16 protein-coding genes are annotated in these 26,424 nt (G+C 72.8%); 4 read left to right on the forward strand and 12 right to left on the reverse strand.

Features of this window, described 5'->3' with window-relative positions:
* Positions 1–2: 2 nt before the first annotated feature.
* Positions 3–1,766: a fatty acyl-AMP ligase gene (locus tag ACH4U7_RS41325; protein ID WP_398532936.1), complete on the reverse strand. Its 1,764-nt coding sequence runs from the start codon at positions 1,764–1,766 to the stop codon at positions 3–5.
* Positions 1,767–1,952: 186 nt separating this feature from the next.
* Between ACH4U7_RS41325 and ACH4U7_RS41330 the strand changes: the two genes are divergently transcribed.
* On the forward strand, positions 1,953–3,482 hold the full coding sequence (locus tag ACH4U7_RS41330; protein ID WP_398533040.1) for a glycoside hydrolase family 43 protein: 1,530 nt from the start codon (positions 1,953–1,955) through the stop codon (positions 3,480–3,482).
* Positions 3,483–3,491: 9 nt separating this feature from the next.
* Here the strand turns inward: ACH4U7_RS41330 and ACH4U7_RS41335 are convergent, their stop codons facing one another.
* The 6 genes from ACH4U7_RS41335 to ACH4U7_RS41360 all read right to left on the reverse strand — a co-directional run bounded on the left by ACH4U7_RS41335 (position 3,492) and on the right by ACH4U7_RS41360 (position 16,643).
* Complete coding sequence (locus tag ACH4U7_RS41335) at positions 3,492–4,940, reverse strand: alginate lyase family protein (RefSeq protein WP_398532937.1); 1,449 nt, start codon at positions 4,938–4,940, stop codon at positions 3,492–3,494.
* A gap of 94 nt (positions 4,941–5,034) precedes the next feature.
* Positions 5,035–7,155: a serine/threonine-protein kinase gene (locus ACH4U7_RS41340; RefSeq protein WP_398532938.1), complete on the reverse strand. Its 2,121-nt coding sequence runs from the start codon at positions 7,153–7,155 to the stop codon at positions 5,035–5,037.
* Between the two features lie 75 nt (positions 7,156–7,230).
* Entirely contained in the window at positions 7,231–9,438 is a 2,208-nt protein-coding gene (locus ACH4U7_RS41345; protein ID WP_398532939.1) for a PQQ-binding-like beta-propeller repeat protein, read from the reverse strand.
* Positions 9,439–9,443: 5 nt separating this feature from the next.
* The gene (locus ACH4U7_RS41350) at positions 9,444–11,558 is read right to left on the reverse strand and encodes a PQQ-binding-like beta-propeller repeat protein (protein WP_398532940.1); all 2,115 of its coding nucleotides are present in this window, start codon (positions 11,556–11,558) and stop codon (positions 9,444–9,446) included.
* 134 nt (positions 11,559–11,692) lie between these two features.
* Positions 11,693–14,185 (reverse strand): PQQ-binding-like beta-propeller repeat protein, encoded by a 2,493-nt coding sequence (locus tag ACH4U7_RS41355; RefSeq protein WP_398532941.1) that lies wholly within the window; start codon positions 14,183–14,185, stop codon positions 11,693–11,695.
* Between the two features lie 61 nt (positions 14,186–14,246).
* On the reverse strand, positions 14,247–16,643 hold the full coding sequence (locus ACH4U7_RS41360; protein WP_398532942.1) for a glycoside hydrolase family 44 protein: 2,397 nt from the start codon (positions 16,641–16,643) through the stop codon (positions 14,247–14,249).
* A 342-nt stretch (positions 16,644–16,985) separates the two neighbouring features.
* Between ACH4U7_RS41360 and ACH4U7_RS41365 the strand changes: the two genes are divergently transcribed.
* A complete protein-coding gene (locus tag ACH4U7_RS41365; protein WP_385627299.1) occupies positions 16,986–17,591 on the forward strand; it encodes a GPP34 family phosphoprotein in 606 nt (201 codons plus the stop codon).
* Positions 17,592–17,622: 31 nt separating this feature from the next.
* Here the strand turns inward: ACH4U7_RS41365 and ACH4U7_RS41370 are convergent, their stop codons facing one another.
* Positions 17,623–17,796, reverse strand: a complete 174-nt coding sequence (locus ACH4U7_RS41370) for a hypothetical protein (RefSeq protein WP_398532943.1) — start codon at positions 17,794–17,796, stop codon at positions 17,623–17,625.
* A gap of 74 nt (positions 17,797–17,870) precedes the next feature.
* On the opposite strand from ACH4U7_RS41370, the gene ACH4U7_RS41375 reads away from it, so the two are divergent.
* Positions 17,871–18,434: a CGNR zinc finger domain-containing protein gene (locus tag ACH4U7_RS41375; RefSeq protein WP_385627304.1), complete on the forward strand. Its 564-nt coding sequence runs from the start codon at positions 17,871–17,873 to the stop codon at positions 18,432–18,434.
* A 71-nt stretch (positions 18,435–18,505) separates the two neighbouring features.
* On the opposite strand, the gene ACH4U7_RS41380 is transcribed toward ACH4U7_RS41375, so the two are convergent.
* The 3 genes from ACH4U7_RS41380 to ACH4U7_RS41390 all read right to left on the reverse strand — a co-directional run bounded on the left by ACH4U7_RS41380 (position 18,506) and on the right by ACH4U7_RS41390 (position 23,881).
* A complete protein-coding gene (locus ACH4U7_RS41380; protein WP_398532944.1) occupies positions 18,506–18,934 on the reverse strand; it encodes a tautomerase family protein in 429 nt (142 codons plus the stop codon).
* Positions 18,935–19,031: 97 nt separating this feature from the next.
* Positions 19,032–22,361: an alginate lyase family protein gene (locus tag ACH4U7_RS41385; RefSeq protein ID WP_398532945.1), complete on the reverse strand. Its 3,330-nt coding sequence runs from the start codon at positions 22,359–22,361 to the stop codon at positions 19,032–19,034.
* On the reverse strand, positions 22,358–23,881 hold the full coding sequence (locus ACH4U7_RS41390; protein ID WP_398532946.1) for a glycosyl hydrolase family 28 protein: 1,524 nt from the start codon (positions 23,879–23,881) through the stop codon (positions 22,358–22,360). Before ACH4U7_RS41390 ends, ACH4U7_RS41385 begins: the two co-directional genes overlap by 4 nt.
* Before the next feature lie 274 nt (positions 23,882–24,155).
* Here ACH4U7_RS41390 and ACH4U7_RS41395 point away from each other — a divergent pair, with 274 nt between their 5' ends.
* Positions 24,156–25,091 (forward strand): fumarylacetoacetate hydrolase family protein, encoded by a 936-nt coding sequence (locus ACH4U7_RS41395; protein ID WP_398532947.1) that lies wholly within the window; start codon positions 24,156–24,158, stop codon positions 25,089–25,091.
* Here ACH4U7_RS41395 and ACH4U7_RS41400 read toward each other — a convergent pair.
* Positions 25,042–26,208, reverse strand: coding sequence for a LacI family DNA-binding transcriptional regulator (locus ACH4U7_RS41400; RefSeq protein WP_398532948.1), 1,167 nt, complete (start codon positions 26,206–26,208; stop codon positions 25,042–25,044). The two genes, ACH4U7_RS41395 and ACH4U7_RS41400, sit on opposite strands and share 50 nt — an antisense overlap.
* Between the last annotated feature and the right edge of the window lie 216 nt (positions 26,209–26,424).

The raw sequence follows: 26,424 nt of genomic DNA on the forward strand, positions 1-26,424 counted from the left end.
GGCTAACCGCCGCTGCCGTTGGAGGAACCGACCACTGAGCCGATCGACGAGCCGACGACGGACAGCGTCCCCTCGAGATACGCGGTCCGGGAGGCGCGGCGCTGGATCTTGCCGCTGGACGTCTTGGGGATGGTGCCGGGGCTGACCAGGACGACGTCCCGCACCGACAGGCCGTGGGCCTCGCTGATCGTGCTGCGGATCAGCGCGGTGATCTTGTCGAATTCCGGCGCGGCCTCCGGCGCCGCCTCCGCGACGACGACCGGCTGCTCACCCAGCCCCCCGTCCTCGACGGAGAACGCGGCGGTGCAGCCGGGCCGGAGCGCGGGGTGGGACATCTCGGCCGACAGCTCCAGGTCCTGGGGGTAGTGGTTGCGCCCGTCGATCACCATCAGGTCCTTGATCCGGCCGGTGATGAACAGCTCCCCGTCCCGCAGGAATCCCAGGTCTCCCGTCCGCAGAAAACCGCCCCTGCCGTCCTTCAGCGACGCCCGGAACACCTCACGGGTCGCGAGGGTGTTACGCCAGTAGCCGCGGGCGACGCTCTCCCCGGCGACCCAGATCTCGCCGACCTCGCCTTCGGGGCACTCCTCCAGGCGTTCGGCGTCGACGATCAATACCGTCATACCGGGGCCCGGTCGGCCGCAGCCGACCAGTTCCGCGTCCGCCGTCCCGGGTTGCGAACCGAGCGAACCGATATCGGACCTGCTGACCAGCGTCGGCGGCGCGCCCACCGAGCTGCCGCTCACCATCAGCGTCGCCTCCGCGAGCCCGTAGCACGGGAGGAAGGCCTCACGACGGAAGCCGGCGGCGGCGAAGGTGTCGCAGAACCGCCGCAGCGTGGCGGCCCGCACCGGCTCGGCGCCGTTGAACGCCACCCGCCACGGCCCCAGGTCGAGACGGTCCATGAGCTCGGGCGTGGCATGGCGCAGACACAGCTCGTAGGCGAAGTTGGGCGCCCCGCTGGTGTGCGGGCGGTACCGCGAAATGGCGGTCAACCAGCGGTCGGGCCGCTGGAGGAAATGCAGCGGGGAGAAGAGGGTGGAGGTCCCGCCCAGGTGGAGGGTGTTGAGCACGGGAGCGATGAGTCCCATGTCGTGATACACCGGCAGCCAGCTGACGAAGAGCTCCCCGCCGCACTCCGCGATCGCGTCGGGGCTGTGCCCGAATCCCGCCGTGAGGACCCGCTGGTTGTCCATCAGATTGCCATGCGTCACCGCCACGCCGCGCGGAGCCGAGGTCGAGCCGGATGTGTACTGGAGAAACGCGACGGAATCCGGCCTGATATCCGTTTCCTGCCAGGAATTCTCCGCCTCGTCGGGTATTTCCTCCGTGATGACGCAGGTGATGTCGGCCAGTTGGGGAAAGTCCTCCGCCATGCCGCCCAGGGATTCGACGACCTGCCGACCGCCCAGGATCACCTTGACGTCCGCATCGGCGATCAGGCGCTTCATCCTGGTCAGGGCCCGGTGGTTCTGTCTGCGCCCCTGTGCCGGGACGCCCGGCACCGCGATGACCCCGGCCGAGAGACACCCCATATAGCCGCAGATGAATTCAGCGCCGGGCGGATACAGCAGCAGCGCACGGGAACCGGCGAGGCCGCGCTCCTGAAGCCAGGCGCCGATGGCCCGGGAACGCCGGCCCAGCCGCCCGTACGACAATTCCTGAATCTCCCCGTCGCAGTCTCCTGTGGCGAGATAGCGATAGGCGATTCGGTCGGGTTGGCGCGACTCATGAGTAAGCATCATGGTGACCAGCGAGTCAGGCATGCGCATCAGAGTACGGTCGGGTGACCCGGACAAAACGGGACAGTCCCACGGAGTGGACGCGGGTCCGGGGCAGGTCGGGGCCGGTCCGAGTGGTGTTCCGAGGGGTAGACAGGCGTGGGCGGACGAGGCGTCATCGCCCTGGGCCCCGGCCCGCCCGCTCTCGACCTTCCGAAAGGACTGCTTCGTATGCGGATGTACGACAACCCCGTGATCGGCGGCTTCCACCCCGACCCCAGCGTGTGCCGGGTGGGCGAGGACTACTACCTGGTGTGTTCGAGCTTCGAGTACTTCCCGGGCGTGCCCATCTTCCACAGCCGGGACCTGGTGCACTGGCGGCAGATCGGCAACGTCCTGGACCGTCCCGGGCAGTTGGACCTGCCGGACGAGGTGCCGGCCTCCGGTGGGATCTACGCGCCGACCATCCGCCACCACGACGGCCGGTTCTACATGATCACCACCAATGTCAGCGGCCGAGGGCACCTCATCGTCACCAGCGAGCGGCCCGAAGGGCCCTGGTCGGATCCGGTCTGGCTCGATCTGCCGGGCATCGACCCCGATCTCGCCTGGGACGGGAGCGGCTCGTGCTGGTGTGCCGTCTCCGGCGTTCAGGTGGCCCGTATTGACCCGGTGGCGGGTACGGTGCTGGAGGGCCCCTGGCCGGTGTGGTCCGGGACGGGGCTGCGGCATCCCGAGGCCCCGCATCTGTATCGCGTCGGCGACTGGTGGTACCTCATGCTCGCCGAGGGCGGCACCGCGCGCGAGCACTGTGTGTCCATCGCCCGCGCCCGCTCACCGCGCGGCCCGTACGAGGCCGCCCCGGCCAACCCGATCCTCTCGCACCGCAGCACCGACCTGCCGATCCAGAGCACCGGCCACGCCGACCTGGTGTCCGCCCCCGACGGCACCTGGTGGATGCTGCTGCTCGCCACCCGCCCCCGTGGCTTCTTCCCGCAGTTCCAGGTCCTGGGCCGGGAGACGTTTCTGACGCCCGTACGGTGGGAGGACGGATGGCCCGAGGTCGGCCCCGTACTGGACCGGCACCCGGCCCCGGCCGCCTGGTGGCCGCTCGAACCCGGGCCGTCGCGGGACGACTTCGACGGCTCGGCGCCCGCGCCCGGCTGGATTTCCCCGCGCAGCCGTCCCGTCGACTCCTGGTCGCTGGACGACCGGCCGGGGTGGCTGACGCTGCATGCCACGGGCGCCACCCTCGACCGTCCGGGCCACACCTTCATCGGGCGCCGGCAGCAGCACCCGGACTGCCGGGTGACGGCGCTCCTGGACCCCGGCTCGGCCCGCGCCGGGCTCTCGGTGCGCCTCGACGAGGCGCACCACTACGACCTCGAGGTCGGCGGGGGAGAGGTGAGCGTGATCGCCCGGATCGGTCCGCTGCGCCAGTGCGTCGCGCAACACCCGGTGCCGCCGGGCCCGCTCACGCTGGCCATCGACATACGCACCACCGGCGTGTTGGCCCCTTCCCTCGCCTCCGCAGAAGGCGCGGCGGACCAACCGCTCGGCGTCCGGGCCGGCGGACCGGACACGCTCGCCTTCTCCGTCGAGGGGCCCGAACCCGTGCGTCTGGCCGAACTGGACGGCCGCTATCTGTCCACCGAGGTCGGCGGCGGTTTCACCGGCCGTGTGATCGGCATGTACGTCACCGAAGGCAGCGCCGCCTTCGACTGGTTCGACTACCGGTCGACCGCCGCCGACACCGACTGACCAGGTCTGTTACGACGCCTCGCCACGGGCCCGGCCGCGGCGGCGCAGCAGGAGCAGGCCGCCCGCGAGGGCGGCGACCCCGCCGGCCGCGGCGACCCCGACCAGTTCACCCGAGCCGGTGGCCGCCAGGTCGCCTCGGCCGCCCTGCGGCCGGGCCGAGGAGGGCGCGGCGGAAGACGACGCGGCGGAGGCGGAGCCGGAAGGGGACGAGGAAGAGGAAGGGGCTGGAGCCGGGGTTCGGTCCCGGGTGAAGCACAGGGTGCCGAAGCCGAGTTGGTCGTAGCCGCCGCTGTTGGGGCTGTAGTCCCCGCCACCGCCCTCCGGGGCGGCCTTGGCGGCGATCCGGGTGATATACGGCGCCGGCCGGCCCCGGCGCTTGGTGTAGTGGTTCGCGATCATGGCCCAGATGGGCCGGACCATCGCCGGGTCGGCGTCCGCGGCCCTGGTGACGGTCTCCGTCCCCGACCAGACGCCGGGCGCGCCCTTCCGCCGGCTGTAGGGGGTGAAGGGGACATCCCCGCCCAGGCTCCACTTGGCGACGTACTCGGCGCCCTTGAGGAAACGGCTGTCGTCGTATCCGTACAGGTCGATGCCCTGGTTCCAGGCCATCTCGCAGACGGTGCCCATCAGCCCGACGCCGAGCAGGGCGTGCCCCTGGTCGCGGCCCGCCTCGACCCATTCGGCGAGGCCGTCGGAGTGTATGACGGGGATGGCGTTCTTGACCGAGCCCATGCCCTCGCCGTGCTTGAAGTAGCTCACCGCACGGTTCACCGTGGCGCGGTCGTCGCAGAGGATTCCGGTGGCCAGCACGCAGGCCATGGCCGTCAGATCCCAGTTGGCCCAGTAGTTGGTGATGTACGCGCCGTTGTGGCGGCTGAGGAAGTCCTCGCTGAGCGCGCAGAACACCTCGCGCACCGTCGTCTGGCAGCGGGCCAGCTCGAACCCCTCGTAGCCGCGCATCAGCTCGGCGGCGTTGGCGAACTGGTAGCCGTACAGGCCCGCCGCGAGAAACCGGTCGGCGGAGCCGTCCAGCCTGGTCAACTTGGCCGACCAGGCGTTGAGGACATCGCGGGCGGTGTCCGCGTGCGCGGTGTCGCCGGTGATGTGCCAGCGCAGGGCGTTCTGATAGGCGGCGTGGATGTCGTTGTAGAGGGTGCGGTAGTTCTCCGGCGAGCCCGAACCCCGGTAGACGGTCGGCTGCGGATTGGCCTTCCAGCCCGCCCCCGCATGGGGGTTGGCGGTCAGCCGGGCGAAGCCCGCCTGGTAGGGGGCGGCTCCCGCCTTCACCTTGGCGGCCATCCGGTCGAGGTCCGCCCGGGTGTGCAGCATCCCCGGGTGCGCGAAGGTCCCGGCCGCCGAGGCCGGGCCCGCCGCGCCGACGATCGTACCGATGCCTCCGGCACCCGCCGCGGCCCCGGCGATCTTCAAGATGTTCCTGCGGCTGATGTCTGCTGCCACTGCTGTGCTCCTCGGGTTCGGATCCGTACGCACAGGAGACGCGGCGCGGCGCGGGCGATAACAGAAAATCGGTGAGCCGAGGAAATCCGCCGGGTCAGAACACGGGCATCGCCGTCAGGGCACCGCCGCGCAGCAGAAACACACGGTTGCCCGCGCCCGCCGCCGTCAACGTGCCGGCCTGGCCCGCGCTGTGCTGCCACACGCCGACGCCGTCCCTGGCCCGTACCGTCGCGACCCCCGCGCCACCGGACCGGTCCAGGGCGATCCACACGCCGTGCCCCTCGACGACGGGCGGATCCGAGGGCGGCGCCTCGTACGGCAGCGGATACGTCCAGGACTGGTCGCCGTCGGCGAGACGGAGCTGCCGCAGCTCCGATCCGTCGGCCGCGTACAGCGCATCGCCTGACACGGCGGGCGCGGTCCAGCCGCCCGAGCCCTGGCCGTCGCCCTGGCCGTCGCTCTGGTCGCCGGGCGTATCGGAGCGATGGGACCACTTCACCGCGCCGTCGGACAGCGCCAGGGCGGTCAGCGAGCGACCGCCGAGGTAGACGGTGTCCCCGGCGACGGCGGGAGCGAGGGCCTTGGCGCTCTGGCCCTTGCGCGCGGGCCACGCGGCCTGCCCGGTACGGGTGTCGAGCGCCGCCACGGTGCCGTCCGAGCCGCAGACCACCAGCCGCCGACCGCCCACCGCCGCCAGCGCCGGGGCCTTGAGGGAGGTACGCACGGGCGCCGGCACCGTCCACCGCGGCCTGCGGGACGCCAGTTCCACCGCCCGCAAGCGGCCCTGGCGGGTGACGACATAGACCGCCTCCTCGTCGGCCGCGAGCAGCATCGCCACATCGGCGGCGGCCGACCACCGCCGCTTCCCGTCCTCCGCGGGGTCCAGCGCGAGCAGCGTGCCGCGCGTGTCGGCGGCGAGGAGGAGGTCGTGGCTCGGGGCGAGATAGCGCGCGGCGGCCGTCGCGCCGGGGACCCCCCACCGCCGCCGCCCGTCGGTGACCCCGTACGCCCGCAGCCCGCCGCCCACGGCGCCGACGACGACCACATCGCGCACGGGCAGCGGCGCGGGCGAGTCCGTGGCGGCCGCCCCGGACACCGGTCCCCACAGCGGCCGCGGCGGTGTCCGGTAACCGGACCCGGGGTCGGGCAGCGGTTCGGCGGCCCAGTCCTCGGCCTGTCCGCCGCCGTCGTCGTCCAGCAGCCACCACGCCCCCGCACCCAGCGCCGCCACCGCGGCGGTGGCGCCGACCGCCAGCAGGGAAAGGGCGCGGCGACGGCCGGGCCGTGGCGCGACGGTGTCGTCGGTGGGGAAGGCCGCCAGCCGCTCCGCCTCGGTCTCGCGCACGGCGATGTCGTCGGCGAGCGGCCCCGTGCGCCACGCGGGCACGGCCCTGCGCGGCGGCGCGAGGGCCCGGGCGAGCTGTTCCGGGAGGGGCCGGTGCGCCGGGTCCTTGGCGAAGCAGGGGGCGATCATGGCCCGCAGTGCGGGGTGGACGCCGTCCAGCCGGGGTTCGCCGTGCACCACTTCGTACTGCACGGCCGCCACATGCACGCCGTCGTAGGCCCGCCGCCCGGTCGCCGCGTACGCCAGCACACAGCCGAGGGAGAACACGTCCCCGGGCGGCCCGACCCGCTGCCCCAGCACCTGCTCGGGGGCGCCGTAGCCGGGGGTCACCGGGGCCTGGCCGGTGGCGGTGAGGGTGAGACCGTGTTCGGGCCGGGCGATGCCGAAGTCGATGACGCGGGGCCCGGCCGAGGTCAGCACGATGTTGGACGGCTTGATGTCCCGGTGCACCAGGCCGGCCGCGTGGATGTCCACGAGGGTACGGGCGACAGCCGCCCCCAGCGCCCGCACATCGGCGTCGCCGAGCGGCCCGTACCGTGCCACGGCGCCCTCCAGCGCCGGCCCGGCCAGGAACTCCGTGGCGATCCACGAACGGCCCCCCGAGGAGGCGTCGGTGCTGTGGCCGTCCTGAGCCGTCAGCACCCGGGCGACCCCCTTGCCGCGCACCGCCTGGGCCGCCTGCGCCTCGCGGACGAAGCGCCGGGCCATCTCCTGCCGGTGGACGAACTCGGGCAGCAGCACCTTCACCGCGGCGGTGCGCCCGGTGCGGTCCCGCCCCAGATAGACCTGGCCCATGCCGCCCGCGCCGAGCACGCCGAGCAGACGGTAGGGGCCGAGGCGGAGCGGATCGCCGGGGCCGAGGGGCTTCATGTGTCTCCTGGAAGGGCTCTTCGGGCTGACCGGACTCGGCCGGGCTGACCGGGGTCTGTCGGGGTTGTTCTCGGGCTATTCGAGGGGGATGGCGGCGACGACGTTGCCGGTGGCCACGATGGCGCGCCGCGCCTGACGGTGCGCCACGGCCGCGCGTCCGATCCCGCCGTCCTCGGGGGCGTTGAAGGTCCAGGCGGAGGTGTGCCGGGTGAGGTCCACGGCGGATATCCAGCGGCGGCTGTCGACCGTTCCGTAGACGTACCTGTCACCGACGAGCGGGGCGCTGTGGAAGTCGGCGGCCAGCCCCGTCGGTCTCTCCGCCCAGCGCAGCTTGCCCGTTTCACCGTCCAGGGCGACGAATCCGCGGTCGCCCTCCGCCGCGTACACCACGCCGCCGCGGACCGTGGGCGGTCCGTAGCGACGCTCCCTCTCCTCGAAGTCGTCGCCCACCTCACGTCCCTTGCCGAAGCGCCAGGAGATCTTCCCGTCGCTCAGCCGCAGCGCGAAGATCTCGTCGGCTCCGATGTACACATGGGTGGCGGAGAGCGCGAGCTGCCCCCGGGCGGTCCGCTGCAGCGACTCCGGAAACTCCATGCGGGTGGGGACCCTCCTCCGCCACAGCCGGGCGCCTGTCCGGGTGTCCCGGACTTCCAGTGCGAGCCCGTCGCCGGCCAGCAGCAGATGGCGGCCGGAGACCGACGCGACGACCGCCGTGTCGCTGTCGCTCGGCATCGACCGGGCGAACGGCTGCCGCCACCGCTCCGCGCCCGAGCCGAGGTCGAAGGCGAGGAGATACCAGCCCTTGTCCAGGTGGTCGGCCTTCTCGTCGCGGGAGATGGCGTAGAGCGCGTCGGAGGTGGCGGTCAGCAGGGTGGTGCTGAACGGATCCCATCGCGTGGCGCGCAACACGGCGGCGTCGGGATTGCCGGTCTTCGGATCGACACGGGTCACGGTGAGCCCACCACCGTAGTCCCAGTCCTGGAGGGTGAAGAGCCTTTTCCCGTCCGTGGTCATGGCGTAGCCGGCGTCCATGGTGTCGGAGGTCCACAGCCGGGTGCCGCGCCTCGCGTCCAGAGCCAGCGTGCCGTCGTCCGTGAGCAGGACCACCGCGGAGCCCACGATCTGCGGGGCTTCGCGGAGGCTGATCTCAGGTGTCTCCCGCCGCCACGCCGCGTCCGGTGGCACGTTGGCGGCGCGCGCGGTGGGGCTCGGCCCGGTGTCAGGACCGGGCCCCGAACCGCCACCCGACCGCCACGACCAGGCGGCGTAGCCCGCGCCCGCGAGCGCCAGCGCGCCCCCGCCGGCCAGGGCCAGCGCCGTCCGCCGTGACGGGCGCCGGGGCCGGGCGTCGGACGTCGGGGCGGGCTCGGAGGGTTCGGCGGGCGCGGACAGGCGCTGCGGGGCGATCTCGTACGCCTGGACGCAGCGCCGGGCGATGTCCGCGAGCAGGACCTCCGGCAGATGATCGGCGAACTGCCCCTCGCCGTCGTGCAGTCGGTCGCGCAGCTCGTCCGTGCCCGGGCGCCGCGCCGGATCCTTGGCGAGGCAGCGCCGCAGCACCGGCCGCAGCCCGTCCGGGACCGCGGCCAGCTCCGGCTCCCCGTACCGCACCCGGTAGAGCAGATCGGCCGGCTGCCCGCTGCCGAACGGCCCGGCGCCGGTCGCCGCGAAGACCAGCACCCCCGCCAGCGCGAACACATCACCGGCCGGTGTGTGTTCCCCGCCGGTGGCCTGCTCGGGCGACATGAAGGCCGGGGTGCCCGCGGCCCGGCCGGTACGGGTCAGCCGGTCGTCTCCGATGGCGCGCGCGATGCCGAAGTCGATGACCTTCGGGCCGAAGGCGGTGAGCAGGATGTTGGAGGGCTTCAGATCGCGGTGGACGACGTCCGAGGCGTGCAACCGGCCCAGCGCCTCGCACAGCGCGGCGCCCAGCGGCCGTACGCACCGCTCCGGCAGCGGGCCGCACAGCGCGACCGCCTCGTCCAGCGGCGGGCCCAGCACATACTCGGTCGCCAGCCAGGGGGTGTCGGCCAGCGGGTCGGCGTCGACGACCGCGGCCCCGTACTCCCCGCCGATGACGCGGGCCGCGTCCGTCTCCAGCCGGAAGCGGGCGCGGAACTCGGTGTCCGCCGCCGTCCTGGCGTGCATGGTCTTGAGCGCGACCGTGCGGCCGCCGGACGAGCGGCCCAGGTAGACCACGCCCATGCCGCCGGCGCCGAGCCGGGCGATGAGCCGGTACGGGCCCAGGGCCCGCGGATCGTCGTGGGTGAGGGGAGAGGCCATGGTCATCAGTCCACTGGAAGCGCGTACAGGACACGTTCGTTCCGCACCAGGGCCACGCCCGCGCCGCAGCCGACGACAGTCCCGGTGAACCCCTTCTCCTCGCCCGCGCCCACCGCGGTGAAGCGCCACAGCAGCGTGCCGTCGTCCGCGGCGTAGGCGTCGACGGAGCTCACGGTGGAGGCGAGCACGGTGCGGCCGGAGCCACTGATCGAGGTGACGGGGTACGGCAGGCTGGCCTTGACGGAAACGCCGTTGTCCCGCTTCCACTTCAGGCCGCCGTCGGCCGCGTCCAGGGCATAGGTGCGGGCGAACGAGTCGGTCACGTACAGGTGGGCGCCATGGCGCAGCGCGCGGCCGAACAGGCCGGTCTTCGTGCCGAACGTCCAGGCCTGCTCGCCGTCGCGCATCCGGAACGCGCGCAGGTCTCCGGCGAGGGTGACCACCAGCAGGTCCTCGGGGGTGCCGGTGTAGACGGGCGGCTCCTTGCCGTCGGGCACGCCACGGTACTTCTGGGTCCACAGCTTCCGGCCGCGGCGCCGGTCGACGGCGCTGTAGCCGCCGTCGGCGTCCGACAGCAGCAGGAACTCCCGCTGGAGCAGCGCCTTTCCCCTGCCCGGCGTCCCGGTGGGGAGGGCCCAGCGCTGTTCGCGCGCCTTGGTGTCGTACGCGACGACCCGACCCCAGTCCTGTGCAGACCGACTGTCCTGTGCGGCCCGGCCGGTTCGGGAGGCGGTGAACCAGAACGTGTCGCCGGACAGCGCGAGCGGTGCCTCGAAGGCGTACGCACGGCCCGGGGCGTAGTCGGCGGCCGACCACTCCACCGCGCCGGTGCGCGCGGAGACGGCCTTGAACGTGTCGCCGGGGATCAGGACCAGCCCGCCGCCGAGGTCGTACATGTCCCCACGCACCGGGTGGTCCTCCAGGGTCCAGAGCCTTTCGCCGGTGCGCAGATCGATGCCCACCACGCCGCGGCCGGCGGAGTGGACAACGACTTGGTCCCGCCAGATGAGCGGCGGACTCCCCTTGGCACGATCGCCGACCCGGGCCGGGAGTTCGGCGCGCCACAGCGGCTTCGGCGCGACGCCCGGAAAGCGGGTACGGCGGGGCCTCGGCCGCGCCCGGTCCTCGTCATCGGAGGCGGCGAAGGCGGCGACGCCCCCCAGGACCAGCCCGGCGACGGCCGCCGAGGCACCCATCAGGAGCGTACGGCGACCGGTGGCAGGGGCGGCCGGGTCGGGCGCGGCGGGCCCGGGTGTGGCGGTGTGCGGCTCGGCCGCGGCGGCCTCCGCCTCCGCTTCGGCCTCCGCGGCCCGGACCGCGGCTTCTTGCCGGTCGATCGCCGCGGTGACGGACGACGGCAGCCAGCCGGGCGCCGGCGGCGGGGCCAGCTCCGCGGCCAGCTCGTCCGCCCGGGGCCGCCGCCCGGGGTCAGGCGCGTACGCGGCGGTGATGGCGTGGCGCAGCGACCCGGGAAGCGCCTCCAGCGCCTCCGGCGCCGGCTGCGGATGGCCGGTGGCCGCGTACGCGAGGACGGTGCCCAGCGCGAAGACGTCCCCCGGCGGCTGTGGCCACCCGCCCGTCCGCTGCTCCGGCGGCACGGACACCGCTGCCCGCCCCGTCGGCCGCCGGTCGGATGTCGCCGCCCGCGCGGCGCCGTAGCCGAGCAGCCGGGGTCCGTCGGCCGCGAGCAGGACGGTGGCCGGGGAAATCCCGGCGTGCACCAACCCGTTGGCGTGCGCGCTCGCCAACGCCCGGGCGAGCGCCGCGCCGAGCGCCCGCACGGTCGGCTCCGGCAGCCGGCCCCCGGCGGCGGCGAGCGCCTGTGGCAGCGGCACGGCCGGAACGTAGCCGGTGGCGACCCAGGGGAGTCCGGGCCCGTCGGGGGCGACATCCACCACGGGCGGTACGGCGGGGCCGGTCAGCCGCCGCGAGTTCGCGGCCTCCGAACGGAACCGGACGCGGAACGCCGTGTCCTGCGCGAGAGCGGCGGGTGGCACCGCCAGAACGACCGCGTGGGAGGGGGCCGTGAGACCCACCGCCAGGCAGTACCGCGTGTGGTCCGCGTCCCAGTGTGAACCGGCGATGACACGATACGGGCCGACGCGTTGGCGCGGCTCCATCCATCCCCCTCGGTCGCCCGCGGATCTCCCTGCCATGGGGAGCTTAGACCGTCCGGCAGCAGGGCACGCGACGCCGCGGGCCGTGCTGCCGGACGGTCTCTGCGACGGTCCTGGTGCTGGATTCATCGGCCGGGTCACTCAACCGGCAGCGCGTACACGGACTTGTGGCTGAGTACGATCGCGACCCCGCCGCCGAAGGCGAGCAGCTTCCCCGGGCCCGAGCCGAGTCCGCCGGATGCGCCGCTGACGTCCGAGAACCGCCACAGGATCGCGCCGTCCGCGGCCCGGAAGGCCACGGTCTCGGTCGAGTTGACCGCCAGCACCGTCTTGCCGGACGGCGTCACCAAGGTCTGGATGTCCGCCAGCAGTTCGACCGTCAGGAGCTCGGGGTCGCTGTGCCACACCACCTCGCCCGTCCTCGCGTCCACCGCGGTGACGGCGGACTTGCCGTCCGCCACGTAGACCCTGCCACCGCGGACGGCAGGGTTGCCGAACGCGGCGTCCGACCGGAGTCGCGCGGTCCATTTCCTTGTGCCGTCGGGGAGGCCGAGGGCCCGCAAGGTGCCCTGGCCGTCGGTGACGAGCCCGCTGCCCGGCGCGAGGGGGGTCACGTCGGTGTCGAGCGTGACGCCGTCGTATGTCCTCGCCCACAGCCGGCGGCCGTCGCGACGGCCGAGGGCGACAAAGCGCTTGGCGTCCGTCCGCTTCCTGCCCTGCCCCTCGCCGATGGCCTCGGGTATCACCGAGGCGTCCCCCAGCGGCAGCGGGCTCACCAGCCGTCGCTTGCCGGGGTCCACCGGGGTGGCGGTGAAGCGCTCGGGGAGCGGGCTGCGCCACCGCTCCCGCCGGGCGCCGACGTCGTACGCGACGACGGATGTGGTCTTCCGCACCAGGTCCTCGCCCCGGCTGACGACGGTGAACCAGACGACACCGGCGCGGACGTCGAGCACCTGCTTCAGCTCGCCGCCCCTGCTCTCGTCGTCGTACTTCGCCTCCCGCCAGCGCATCTTCCCGCTCCGCGCGGACAGGAAGCTGGACGGACCTACGCCGGGAATCATGATCAGTCCGTTGCCGACATCGACGGCGGGGCCCGCCGCCACGCTGTCCGCGGTCCACAGCCGCTTGCCGGTGCGCAGGGACAGGCCGAAGACCTGGGCGCCGACGGCCAGCACCACGATCTCGTCGCGCCAGACGACGGGGCCGGCAAACGACGCGTCGTTCACGCGGTACTCCCACAGCGGGACCGGCGGGACTCCGCGGATCGCCCGGGGACGCCGCGCCGGCTGTTTGTCGTCCCCGAGGCCCATGGCGGTGACGGCCCCGAAGCCGAGCGCCGCGCCCGCCAGCCCGGCCGTGGCGCCCGTGAGCAGCGTCCGCCGGGACGGGCGACGGCCGATGCCGGTGGCCGGGGGCGCGGTGCCGGCGGGTTCGGGCGCGGTGTCGACGGTGTGCAGCGGCCCGGGCGGTGGCCCGGGCGGTGCGGCGGGCTCCGGCGGGCCGGCCGCCGCGGGCTGCGCGGCAGGGGCGGGCTGCGCCGATGGGGCGGCCTGTGCGACCGGGGTCGGCGCGGCTGAGGCGGACTGCGCGGCCGGGGGGTCGGTGGCCGCGGGCCGGGCGGGTCCGGCGCTCGGCCCGGTGGCGATCGCGCCCTCTGTGCCCTCTGTGCCCTCCGCCTCCGTGGCCAGCACCCGTGCCGCCTGCCCGGCCATCGCCGCGATCACCCGCCCCGGCAGCCAGCCCGGCCCCAGCAGGCTCGCGGCCCCGCCCGCGCCGCCGTCCAGGACGGTGGCCGTCGGCCCGCCGCCCGGCAGCGTCGCCAACTCGCCCGCGGGGGCGTGCACATCGCTCGTGGCACCCCGTATCAGCTGCGCCAAGAGCGCGGCCGCGCTCGGCCGGGCCGCCGGGTCCGGGGCCAGGCAGGCCGTGATGGCCTCGCGCAGCGGCTCCGGCAGTGCACCGGGCGGGGCGGCCAGCCGCCCGGTCGCCGCGTACGAGAGGACCGCCCCCAGCGCGTACACGTCTCCCGGCGGACGCGGGCGGCCACCGGTCAGCTGCTCCGGTGCCGTGCACTCGGCCACCAACCCCGGCAGCCCGGAGCGGTCCTGACCGTCCGGCGCCACAGCGCGGACCGCGCCGAACCCCGTGATCCGCGGCCGGTCGCCGACCAGCACCGCCCACGGCGTCAGCCCCGCGTGTGCGAGGCCCGCCGTGTGCAGCTGCGCCAGGGCCTCCGCGACGGCCGCGCCCAACGCGCGCACGGTCCGCTCCGGAAGCGGCCCCCCGTATGCCACCAGCGCTTCGGGCAGCGGCAGTCCGGGCCGGTACGGACGGGCGCGCCAGACGGGCCGCTCCCGCTCGGCGGACACCTCGGTGGCGGGCGCCGGCCATCCGACGCGACCGGCCAGCCGGCACGCCTGCTCGGCCTCGGCCCGGAAGCGGGCCCCGTACGCCGTGTCGTCGTCGAACTGCCCCAGGGGCGTGGTGACTTCGACCGTACGGTCCCCGCCCACGGGCCGGGCGAGGTATCTGCGCTCGACCGCGGGGACGTCGTCCAGGGCCGCCTCCAGACGGCCGATGAGCACATACGGGCCCACATGGCGCGGGTCGTCGTAGCGCAGGGGTTCCATCCCACTCCCGTGTGTGGCGTACGAAGCATCAGGAGGCTATCTGCTTCGCACACAACACGGATCACCGCATGGCGTGTCCGCGTACGGCGTGGGTGCCGGGGTCGTGGCCGGCCAGGGGCGCGATATGCGTGGCGGCCGCGGTGCCGGGGGCGGTGCAGGACTTACCGTTCAGCGTGTAGTCGCCCGGCGCGAGGTTGGTGCCGGTGTAGGTGCCGTTGAAGCCGATGGTGGTGGAGGCGCCGGTGGCCAGCGCGGCGTTCCAGCCGGCGTCCTTGACGGTGACCTGGGTGCCGCTCTGGCTCCACGTGCCGTTCCACCCCTGGGTGACCTTCTGGCCGCCGGTGAGGGAGAAGCCCAGCTGCCAGCCGTTGAGGGCGGGGCCCTTGTTGGTGAGGGTGACGGTGGCGGTGAAGCCGGAGCCCCAGTCGTTGCTCACCCGGTAGTCGACCGTGCAGGTGGCGGCCGGGGCCGCGGCGGTGGTCAGCCGCACCGTGGCCGAGGGTGGCGAGCTGCGGCCCGCGGTGTCCTTGGCCACGACGCGGAAGGTGTAGGCGGTGGACGGTGAGAGGCCGGTGACGGTGGCGCTGGTGGCGGGGGCGTCGACCGTGGCCACCGGGGCGCTGCCCGCGGGGTCGCCGGAGTACACCTGATAGCTCGCCACCGGGGACGAACCGGCGGTGGACGCGGCCCAGGACAAGGTGGCCCGGTCCGGACCGACCGCGGTGGCGGTCGGGGTACCGGGGGCGGTGGGCGGCTTCGCCTCGGACGAGCCGGCGGGCAGGACGTACTCGGTGATGGAGTACGCGGGGAAGGTGGTGGTGAACCCGCCGTTGGTCAGCGGCTGATCGGCCAGGTGCTTGATCGAGGTGACGTCGTCCTGGCCGTAGCGGTAGACCTGCGCCGAGCCGGCGAGCCCGGTGCGTCCGGTCACGGACACCGGGGCGGTCAGATCGCCGGTGGTCTTGTTGACGACCATCACGGTCAGCGCGTGGTCGCTGTCGCGCTCGGCCGCGTAGACCGAGAGCTTCTCCTGGTCGGCGCTGGCCGCCTGGACCGCGGTGTCGCCGAACGCGCCGCCGTTGCCGTCGTAGTTGCGGAACATGCGGAAGGCGTAGGCGCCGGGGTCGGTGGACTTGGGCGGTGACCACAAGGTGGCCAGGTCAAGGTCTTCCCGGCCGAAGATGCCGAGCACATCGGCCTGCGCGAGGGCGCCGTCGATGTGGTCGAGCGCGCCCCAGTTGTACTCGGTGATGGCGAGCTTGGTGCCCGGGTAGTTCTCGTCGACCAGGGAGCGCATCCGCGGGATGTACTGGACGGGCTGGTTGATCCAGCTCTCGTCCACATACGTGGGGTCCCACAGCTGCCGCGTGGAACGCAGCCGCAGCTCCTGGGTGGCGGGGTCGTCATTGCCGCTGGACACCCCGGACTGCTGCGGATAGATGTGGTTGTCGAAGTAGTCCAGGATGCGGCGGCCGTGGCTCTGCTCGTACGCCTTCATCTGCTGGAGGTACCAGGGGGCGAACTGCTGCCCGCCGTGGGCCGCCCGGTCCGGGGGATTGGACCAGCAGTCGCCGCCCTTTTCGTTGCAGGTCTTCTGGTCGAGGCCGGAGTAGATGAGGGAGTTCAGGCCCCAGCCGACCGGGCCGAGGGTCTGCGCGCCGGGGTCGGCTTCCTTGATCGCGGCGGCGGTGGCGTAGGTGCTGTCGCGCATCTCGTCATAGCCCGCCCCGGCCGGGTGGACATCCCGGTGGGTGGTGAACCACAGGTCGGGCTCGTTGTCGAGGTTGTAGAAGCGCACCCCGCCGGCGTCCGCGGACCCGTAGGCGCGGTTCAGGTACTCCACCCAGCCCTTGGTGAACTCCGGGCCGGCGGCGACGCTGGTGTCGGCGGGGTCGTTGCCGGTGACGTTGGTGTCGTCGCTCTTCACGCCGTTGCCGCAGTCCGGGCGCCACTGGGCGTCGCTGCCCTTCTGGGGCCCGTACTTGGCGATGCTGAAGCCGCAGGCCGCGTTGCGCGCCGCCGTCGTCGAGCCGACCATCGGCACGGTCAGTATGGTGTCGGTGCCGGTGCGGCGGTTCTGGTCGACGAACTTGTCGGCTTCCGAGCCGTCCGGCAGCTGGGCGGTGCCGTTCTCGTAGTAGAGGTTCTCGAAGTACCAGTCGGAGCCCGCGTTGTAGGCGTCGAGCTTGTAGTTGTAGCGGGTGGTGGCGTTTCCGCCCCAGCGCCGCACCGGCAGCCGCAGCTCCTTGGCCAGTGCCTCCTCGGCGAAGTTGATCCCGTAGACATGCGGGTCGATGGCGTGGCGCCCGGTGGTGGCGTCGACCCTGAGGGCGGGGCCGTCCGCGGCGGCGGAGGGCCGAGTGCCTTTGTCGGATAAGTCGCTGGCCTGGACTGGATCGGCCAGACCGGCACCGGCCACCAGCAGCGCCGCGGCCACCAGCGCGGCTCTTCGAGTCATGCGCATGGTCTCCTTCCATGCGGCCATGCGACACGGCTCAGCCACGCTCGCCCCGCACGGCGGGACACGGGCGCACGGGCCATGGCACCGAGGGGGCAGTGCCGTACGGCCTGACAACGGGGGGAATGGTGCGCGAGAGCGAATGGGAGCGCTCCCAAGAGCCTTCACATGGTCAGTGAGGCCCGGGGCGCTGTCAAGGGGCATGAGCGGCAGAGCACCCCTGACCGGGGCGCGCTACAGTCGGCCACGTAGGGGAAACTCCTTGAACTCCTCCGCCGGAACCGTCCCGGCCCGGCCGCTCAGCGACGTATCGCCATCGATGCCTCTGACGTGGAGCCACTTATGACCACACCGCGGGACCTGCTGATCGTCGCCATGGACACGGTGCCCGACCGTCCAGTGGAGCGCGGAGACCTGTCGCTCGCGCTCGCGGGGGCCGAGATGATCGACCTCATCGGCGCCCATGCGCTCAGCCTGGACGGCGATGTCATCGTGCCGGGCCCGCAGCCGGCGATCGCCGATCGGCTGTTGGACGAGGCCGCGTCGTCGCTGGATCGGCAGGCGCCGTACGAGGCGGTCGGCGACTGGCTGTGGCGCAGAGGCCGCGGTCTGTCCGCGGCCTACGCGGCCGAGCTGGAGCAGGAGGGGGAGATCACCCGGCGCCGCCACCGCTGGACACCCTTCCGGACCAGCCGGCCCGTACTGGCCGACTCGCCCGCACACCACGAGGCGGCGGACCGCTGGACATCGGACGAGCCCGTCCTCGCCGCCCTCGCGGCGGCCGTCGGGATCCGCGGCGAGCCGCCCGAGGACTCCCCGGCCGTGGCGGACGAGGCGGTGGTGACGGTGCTCGCCGCGGTGAACGACGCGGTCATGGAGCTGGAGGCCGTACGGCAGCGGCGGGCCATCGAGGAAGCGGCCTTCGACAACATCTGGCGAGGCGACTAGCGAGGCGACTCGCGGGGCGGTGCGGGACCGCTCACAGACAGTTGCGGGTGAGCCATTCGTCGGCGTTGTAGGTGTCCTTCGCCGGGTCCGGCGCGATGGCGGGCTGTTCCTCGACGGTGTCCTCCAGGCGGATGCGCTGGGGCAGGGTGCCGAATCGAGCACGTCGTGCGGCCTCGGCGTTATCGCGTATCTCGGGCTGTGCCATGTCGTCGCCTTCCGTCACCGCTCTGGTGGGTGACCAGCCTTGCAGAATTTGTCGTCACCCGTCAAGATGGTGACGTGAATCTGGATCACGTATTTCTCTGCGGCAACCCCGCTCTCGACCTCGCCGCGACGCTCCGCGCCCGCCGTTCGGTGCGGTTCGAGATGTTCGTGTCGCCGGACCGGCTGGACGCCTGGTATCTGGAGTCGGGAATCGTCGACGCGGTCTCCGCCAGTCAGGAGGCCGATGTCGAGCAGGCGATCGCCGTACGGGAGGCCGTCTACGGGCTGATCAAAGCCCGCGTCGCCGGGGACGCGTACGACAGTGAGGCGCTGGCCCTGGTGAACGGGATGGCCCGCAAGCCTCCCGCCACGCCCCAGCTCACCGCGTCGGGCCGGTGGACCGAGGCGACGCCGGAGGAGGCGCTGGCCACCGTGGCGCGGCACGCCGTCGAGCTTCTCGGCGGGCCGGATGTGCCGCTGCTCAAGGAGTGCGGCAACCCCGAATGCACCCGCGTCTACATCGACCGGTCGCGCGGTATGCGACGCCAGTGGTGCGGCATGGAGTCCTGCGGGAACAAGGTCAAGGCGGCGGCCTACCGCGCCCGCAAGAAGCAGGTGCGGGTGGCCGAGGCCGGCTGACGCCACACGGCCGGCGCCATCTGTCACGTGTCACGTGTCACGTGGATGGCGCCGGCCGAGTGAGCGCGGTATCAGCTCGCCTCCGCGCCCGGGTCGGCCGCGTCGGAGGCGGTCGCATCGGGGGCGTACTGCGCCACCCCGTGGCCGAAGGACCAGTCGATCGACTCGTTCTCGGTCAGCACGATGAACACGTTCCGCGGCTCGGTCCCCGCGTATGCGTGGGCGAGCTCGGCGATCCGCCGGTACAGCGCCCGTTTCCGGGTGGGTGTCCGCCCGGAGCGCATCGTGATCGCGATGTACACGATGCCGTCGTCGCGCCGTATGCCGAGGTAGTTGTCGTAGCGCAGGGTGCTGCCGACGCCGTCGTGGCCGGTCAGGACCTGGAACCGGTCGTCGGGCGGGAAGCCGATGGTCTCCACCATGGCGTCGTGTACGGCGCGGCCGAGCGCGTCGAGCCGGTCACGGTCGGCCCCCAGTGCGTCGATGCGGACGAAAGGCATGTCGGTGGTTCTCCTCTCAGGGCTCTCAGTGCTCTCAGGGCTTGTCGCTTGGGGGTCGGCTGTCGTCGACCACGCTCGTACATACTAGTAGGTACAGTCAACCTCGGGCGATGCTCACCTGCTCGAACCGGGTGGTGCTGTGGGCCAGGGGATCGCGGGAGCAGACCACGAGTCCCACGTAGTAGGGCGCGTCGCCGAAGGCGGGAATCGCTCCCTCGGCGAGTGAGGTCCAGGTGACACCGTCATCGCCCGAGACGGCCGCGGCGAAGGCCGTCCCGGTGCGCCTCAGCCGCAGCAGACAGGGGAGCCGGACACTGCTCGTACCAGTGAAGGCGGAGGCACCGGCCACGGTGGTGCGCAGCATCAGCTGTGCGGTGCCCCCGCCCGTGACGATCGCCCCGGCCGCCTGGTCGAACGGCGACAGGGACTTGGCCATGAGCAGCCCCACCCGGTCCGAGGTGGCGGAGCCCGCGCGGGAGACGAGCCGGGCGGTGATCTCGCAGTCGCCGGTGACGGGCCGCCGCACGAACTGCCCGGTCATTCCCTGGCCGTTGACGTTGAGGTCGACCCCGGCGCCGCGTACGACGAAGGCCCCGTCGTCGTACGCGGTGCTCCCGGGCGTACGGATCGCCACCGCGCCGAACGTCCCGAACGCGCGGTCGTCGAGGACCGTGTCGCCGAGGTCGCCGTACGACCAGGGCTCGGGCGGAGGCGTGCCCACCGCGAGCGTGAGCGTGCCCGTCGCGGTCCCGGCCGCGTTGCCCACGGTGGTGGTGACGCGGAACTCGCCTGTTTCGGTGGGTGTTCCGGAGATGAGGCCGGTGCGCCGGTCGACGCTCAGCCCCTTGGGCAGACCGTCGGCGAGGAACCGAACGGGCTCGTGCGAGGCCCGGAGCAGATGGCGGAAGGGGACACTTCGGTTCGCGAACGCGGCGGCGGCGGAGGTGAGTTGTGGCGTGGCGGGGGTGGGCATCCGGGCCTCGGCGGGGGCCGAGCGCGGGCCGTGGCCGGCGCTGTTGGTCTTCGCGACGGCGTAGTGGTACGCCGTACCGGGCGAGCCGGTGGCGTCGGCGTACCGGATGCGGGTGCCGAAGCCGACCGGGCCGATGCCGGTGGCGACGGTCTCGTACGGGCCGTCGGCGCGAGCGGCCCGCAGCACCGTGTACCGGGCGGAGAGGTCCGGGTCGGTCCAGGCCAGCTCGGCGGCGTCGGCGCCGGTGGTCGCCCGCAGGTCGGTGGCGGTGCGCGCGGGGCGCGGCATGGACCAGACCGGGCCGGTGGCGGAGGCGACGCTGACGTTGTCGAAGGCCCCGGTGCCGGTCTCGGCGTAGGACTCGGCCACGCCCAGACAGGAGGTGAGGACCAGCCCCGCGTACACCGTCCGCCCCAACTCGACCTCACTGGAGCCGACTTCGGTCCACCGGACGCCGTCCGGGGAGATGGCTCCGGTGCAGCGCCCGCCCTTCCGCCGCACCCGCACCCAGTACGGCGCCCGCAGCCGGTAGCCGTCGCCCGCGCCCTCGACATACGGGGCCTCCAGGGGCGTCGCCGACTCCGGCAGGGTGCCGAGATCGGAGATCGGGAAGGCGGCGCCGGTGGTGATCGCCCGCTGCTGGGACGGTGGCACGGGGGTGCTCCCGGTCGCCGAGGTGGCGGCCCCGGCCGCGGGGCGCACCGTCCACACCCCGCTCCAGGTGTGCAGCGGCAGCCCCTGGATCAGCATCGAGGCGTGCGGGGCGGCCGCGTCGAGGGAACCGCGGAGGGTGACCCCGATCTTCGAGTACTGCGAGCTGAGCGGCCATACGACGCGCGCGGTGACGGTGCCGTCGCCGGTCAGCGGGAGGTGTACGAGGCGGTGGGCCTCCGCGGTGCCGCTCGCCTCCAGGACGAAGCGCTCGCCGTCGAAGGTGGCCGAGCCGGGGAGCGTCGCGTCCCCCACGTCCCGGGTCGCCCAGGGGCGGGGGAGCCCGGCGGTCGCCGCGGCCCAGCCCGAATCGCCGCTGCTGCCACGTGCGTTGTCGGCGCTGACCGTGTAGTAGTACGTCCGGCCCGCGCGCACATCCCGGTCCACATACGCCGGGGTGGCCACACCGGACGCGATCCGCTCGTACGGACCCGTGGGACGGGTGGCCCGCCGCACCGTGTACCCGGTCGCCCACGCGGACGGCAGCCAGGACACGGTGATCGCGTGGTCGTCGCCGGTGGCGGTGGTCCCGGCGGGGGCCGTGGGCGCGGCGGGCGAGCCTTGCGCCCCGGCGTAGGTGAGCGTGCCCCAGCTCGGCAGGTCGTCGTTACTGCCCTCCACCACGCGCGCACCGCCCGCGCCCCGGAAGACGACCCGCTTGGTGTTCGGGGCGTCGAGGCCGCGCACACCGGCGTAGTGCGCGTACGCCATCTCGTAGATCGGGGGCAGGGCGCCGCGTACTTTCTCCGACACGGTCGTCTTGATGTACTTGCCCGTCCGGTCGAGGTCGGGGGTGAAGGGGACGTCGTCGCCGAGGTTGTAGCGGGCGGCGTACTCGACGTTCGCGAGGATGCGGTGGTCGTCGTAGCCCCACAGATCGACGCCCTGGTTCCAGGCGACCTGGGCGGCGTCGCCGAGCAGGCCGACCGCGAGCTGTTCATGGCCCTGGTCGCGCCCGCTCTCCTGGCCCTGGCCCGCGTCGGTGACGATGCGGTGGCGGACACTGCCGTTGCCCGCGCCGGCCGCGGCGAAGCGCAGGGCGTCCTCGAAGAGGGTGCGCTCCTCGCAGAAGACGCCGATGGCCAGGATGGTCTGGAGGGCCGTGAGGTCCCAGTTGCCGTTGGCGTAGAGCATGTAGCCCGACACGGCCGGATACCAGACCCGCAGGAAGGACTCCTCGCAGCGGGCGATGTCGGCCGGCGCCCAGCCGTCGTAGTCGCCATGGCGCAGCAGCTCGGCCGCGTTGAGGAACTTGAACGCCTGGAGCCCGGCGCCGAGCGGGCCGTCGGCTCCGGTGACGGCGGTGAGCGAGGCCGACCAGGCGTTGAGAATGTCGCGGGCCTTGTCGGCGTGGGCGCGTTCGCCGGTCACACACCACATGAGGGCGTTCTGATAGGCGGCGGCCGAGTCGGCCACGGCCTGGTTCATGAAGTTCGAGGGGCCACGGCCCCAGGAGGTGATCTGGCCGGTGTTCTGCGCGGTGTACGAAGCCGAGGAGCGGGCGTGTGCGGCGAGCGCCAGATACCCGTCGTAGATCGGCGATTCCTTGGCGGCCACCGCGGCCTTCATCCGGGCGAGGTCGGCGGCGCTGTGCAGCAGCCCGGGATGGGCGAAGGTCCGCGGCGCGGTGTTCTCCTGGGCCCGGGCCGAGCCGGGCGCGAGCAGGCCGCTCGCGCCCGAGGCGAGCAGCAGCGCGGCGGTGCCGCCGAGGAAACCCCGGCGGCTGGGTGTGGGGTTCGTCATGACGCGGCGGCCTCGGCGGTGGTGATGAACTTCAGATTGGTCACATGCTCGTTGGTGTGCATCGGGATGTAGTCCGTGGCCAGATACCAGCCGGGCTTCTTCATCGAGTCGGCGATGACTTTGCCGGCCACCACCAGGTTCTCGAAGGTGACGTTCCTGATGGCGTGTTCGGCGTCGTAACCGAGCAGCAGACAGGTGTTGGTGCGGGTGCCGGTGTAGCTGAGGTCCTTGATGTAGACGTCCTCGATGCCACGCCCGACCGAGGTGTTGTACTTCGTGTTGTACATCACCCGCATATGGATCAGCTGGCCCTCCCGGAAGTCCTCGACCCGGACACCGTCCACCCGCACGTTTCTGATGAGGTTGCTGTCCCCGGGGTTGAGCGCGATACAGCCCTGGTAGCCCATCTGGGGTTCGCGGTGGTCGCAGATGTCGAGGTTCTTGAAGGTGAGGTTCTCCAGGACCTCGGGGCTGTCGGTGTTGCCGTGGGTGCCCACGTTGATGGGGTGGGCGACATCGGCCCACAGGGTGGAGTTCTTGACGGTGATGTGGCGGGTGTCGCCGTAGTAGTCCCAGCGGTGGGTGTAGATCGCCACGCAGTCGTCGGCGTTGCGCATGAAGACGCCGTCGATGGTGACATGGGAGCTGGAGAAGATGTCGATGCCGTCGCCCCAGCCCTTGGAGGAGAAGGAGCCCATGCCGCGGATCGTGACGTCCTTCGACTCGCCGATGGTGACCGCGTAGCCGTTCGGGTTGAGCATGGTGACCTCGCCGATGGAGATGTCCGAGGAGCCCTCGACGGTGGCGCCCCCGCCGGCCGCCGCGTGGATCACTCCGCGACCGATCAGCCGGGCGTCCCGGACGTCCTTGAACACCACCCGTGACTTGAGCACCGCGCCGCCGTGCAGATACACGGTCTTGCCCGAGGGCACGGTCACGGTGCCGTCGGGGGTGGTGTGCACACCGGGGCCGAAGTAGATGACGTCGGGGTCGTCCTCGGCGGGCTGGTGCTTCTCCAGGGGGCGGGCGAACAGATGGAGGCAGTCGAAGATGTCGTCGTTGACCTGGACGACGACATTGCGCGGCTGGTCGAGGGTGAACCGCAGCGTGTCGCCGAGGAGGTCGGGCTTGATGCCGTACGAGTCGGGGCGGACGCGCACCGTGGTCACGCCTCCCTTGATGTAGGTCACCTCGACCTCGACTTCGCCCGAGAAGTCGAAGTACGCGAGGGACGACTTCTGCTGCTGGCCGGAGCCGGTGGTGGTGTTGACCAGGTTCAGGGTGGCCAGATAGGTCCCGAGTCTCTGCCAGGCGCCGCCGGGGTTGCGGACCTTGACGGCGAAGCTGTCCGTCTTGACCGGGGCTCCGTTCGGTATGTCGTAGGTGACCAGCGTGGGCGCGGGGTCGCCCGCCTGCTGCGCCCGGGCGGACCCGGCCGCCGCGGTGCCGGTGAGGCCGGCGGCGAGCGCCGTGGCGCCCGCCGCCTGGAGGGCGGTACGGCGGGACAGGGGTGTGTTCATGCCTGACTCCTGACTCCTTGCGAAGCGTGAAAACTCATAGCAACCGGTTGCTGAGATCAAGTGGCCAGAGCTTCTTCCTGTCGCGAAACGACGTCAAGAGTCACGGCAGACTTTCGAAAAAACTGTGCCAAGCGGCCCGCAACCGGTTGTGTGGGTGTTTGAGAGCACGTCTGCCGGGCAACGATGCGACAGCCCCCGGCGGGGCAGGGCGGATCACCCGCGGATCACCCGCGATCACCCGCGGATCACCCGTCAGGAACGGAGAGGACGACCTATGACGCGCATCGTGCGCTTCGCCGACGACACCGAGACCGTACGGACCGGAGTCGCCGACGACACCGGCGCGATCCGGACCTTCCCCGGAGCGCCGCTGGTCGCCGAGCTGCTGCGGCTGTCCGCTGCGGAGCTCCGGACCCTGGTCGAGGACACCGCCTCCGGCCCGGCCGCCGCCGATGAGCGGGACGTTCTGCTGCTGCCGCCGCTGGACGGGCTGATGGAGCTGTGGGCCGCGGGGGTGACGTACGAGCGCTCGCGCGAGGCCAGGGTCGAGGAGAGCACCGAGCAGTCCGTCTACGAGCGGATCTACGACGCCGAGCGCCCGGAGCTGTTCTTCAAGTCGCAGCCCTGGCGGGTGGTGACCGACGGCGAGCCGATCGCCGTACGGGACGACTCCGAGCTGAACGTCCCCGAGCCCGAACTGGCGCTGGTCCTCAACCGGCACGGCGAGACCGTCGGCTGTCTGGTCTCCGACGACGTCAGTTCACGCTCCATCGAGGGCGAGAATCCGCTCTACCTCCCCCAAGCGAAGATCTACGCCGGAAGCGCCGCGGTGTCCTCGGGCATCGTGCCCGCCTGGGAGATCGAGGCACCCGACGCGCTGGACATCGGCCTGGTGGTGTGGCGCGACGGCGAGGCGGCGTACCGGGGGACGACCTCCACCGCCGCGTTCCACCGCACCCCGAGGGGTCTGGTGGACCACCTGTGGCGCTCCCAGCCCTTCCCCGACGGCGCGGTGCTGTCCACGGGTACGGGCATCGTGCCCGCGCTCGACTTCACACTGAGCGCCGGGGACGTGGTGGAGATAGCCATCGACGGGGTCGGCACGCTGCGCAACCCGGTACGGGCCCGCCAGGCCGACCTGGACTGGCTGGTGGAGGCGATCAGCCATCCGCTGACGCGCCGCGCGCACCGGAGCCGCTTCCCGGGGTGATCCCGCCGGGGCTGAGGCGGACGGGGGCGGCCGTGGTTCCCCGGACGACGAGGTGGGGGGCGACGACGGCTTCCTCACCGGGTGCGTCCGTACCGGATGTGTCCCCGCCGGAGGTCTCGGCGGCGGACGGCTCGGCGGTGGACGGCTCCCCGCCGGGTGTGTCCGCCCCCTCCAGCCGTGCGATGGCCCGGCCGACGGCGAGTTCGGCCAGGCGGGGGATGTCCTGGCCGACGGTGGTGAGGTTGATATGGGCCAGGCGGGCCAGGTGGCTGTCGTCGAAGCCGATGACGGAGAGCTCGTCGGGGACGGACACCCGGGCGCGGAGGAGGATGTCGAGGACGCCGGTGGCGCAGCGGTCGTTGAAGGCCAGGACGGCTGTGGGCCGGGGGTCGGCGGCCAGGAGGGCGCGGGCTGCGGTGGCGCCCTCCTCCTCGGTCAGGCCGCCGGGCAGGATGCGGGCGCGGTCGGCGAGGCCGTGGCGGTTCATGGCGGTGCGGTAGCCGCGGCGCCGGTCGGCGGCGCCCGGTGCCCTGCCGCCGTCGATGTGGGCGATGTCGCGGTGGCCGAGGGCCACCAGGTGGTCCACGGCCTGGCGGGCGCCTTCGTCGTCGGCGGTCCGTACGACCTCCACACCCGGGACGGGCCCGCGCAGCCGACGGGCCACGGAGACGACCGGCAGTTGCCCGGCGAGCTCCGCCAGCCGCGCGGTGGGGGCCTGCGGGCCGAGCAGGATCAGGGCCTCGCAGCGGTCGGCCAGCAGGGTGTCGGTGGCGCGCTGCTCGCCGCGGCCGGCGGATACGGCGCTCAGCGCGATCTGGTACCCGGCCGGCTCGGCCACCGCGTAGATTCCCTCCAGCAGATCGGAGTGGAACGGGTGCTGGAGGCCGAACTGCACCCCGAGGAGATGCGACCGGTGGCTGCGCAGCAGCCGCGCCCGGGCATCGGGCCGGTAGCCGATCTCCCGCGCGGCATCGAGGACCCGCTCGCGGGTGGCGGCCCCGGCGCCCTTCGCGTCGCGCATCACGATGGAGACCAGCGCCGTCGACACGCCTGCCCGGGCCGCGACATCGGCGAGGGTGGGGCGTTTCCCCTGGGGGACGGCCGGCGTCGGTGGCACCACTGGTCTCCCTGGAGTCGATGTTTCGTCGTCCGGCCGTCGATCGTAGCCGAGCGGGACGCCACCGCGAATGCCGCGGCTCCACGACTTCTATAACGTTCTAGTCAGCTGTGTGGCCACCTCTTGACAGGGTGCCGGGCCGAGTGGCGTACTGCTGCCCGCGACTAGAACGTTCTAGTCGGTTCTGGTCAGAGGTCTCGTCGAACGGATCGCGGA

Source organism: Streptomyces sp. NPDC020845, assembly GCF_044334165.1.
Lineage (GTDB): Bacteria > Actinomycetota > Actinomycetes > Streptomycetales > Streptomycetaceae > Streptomyces.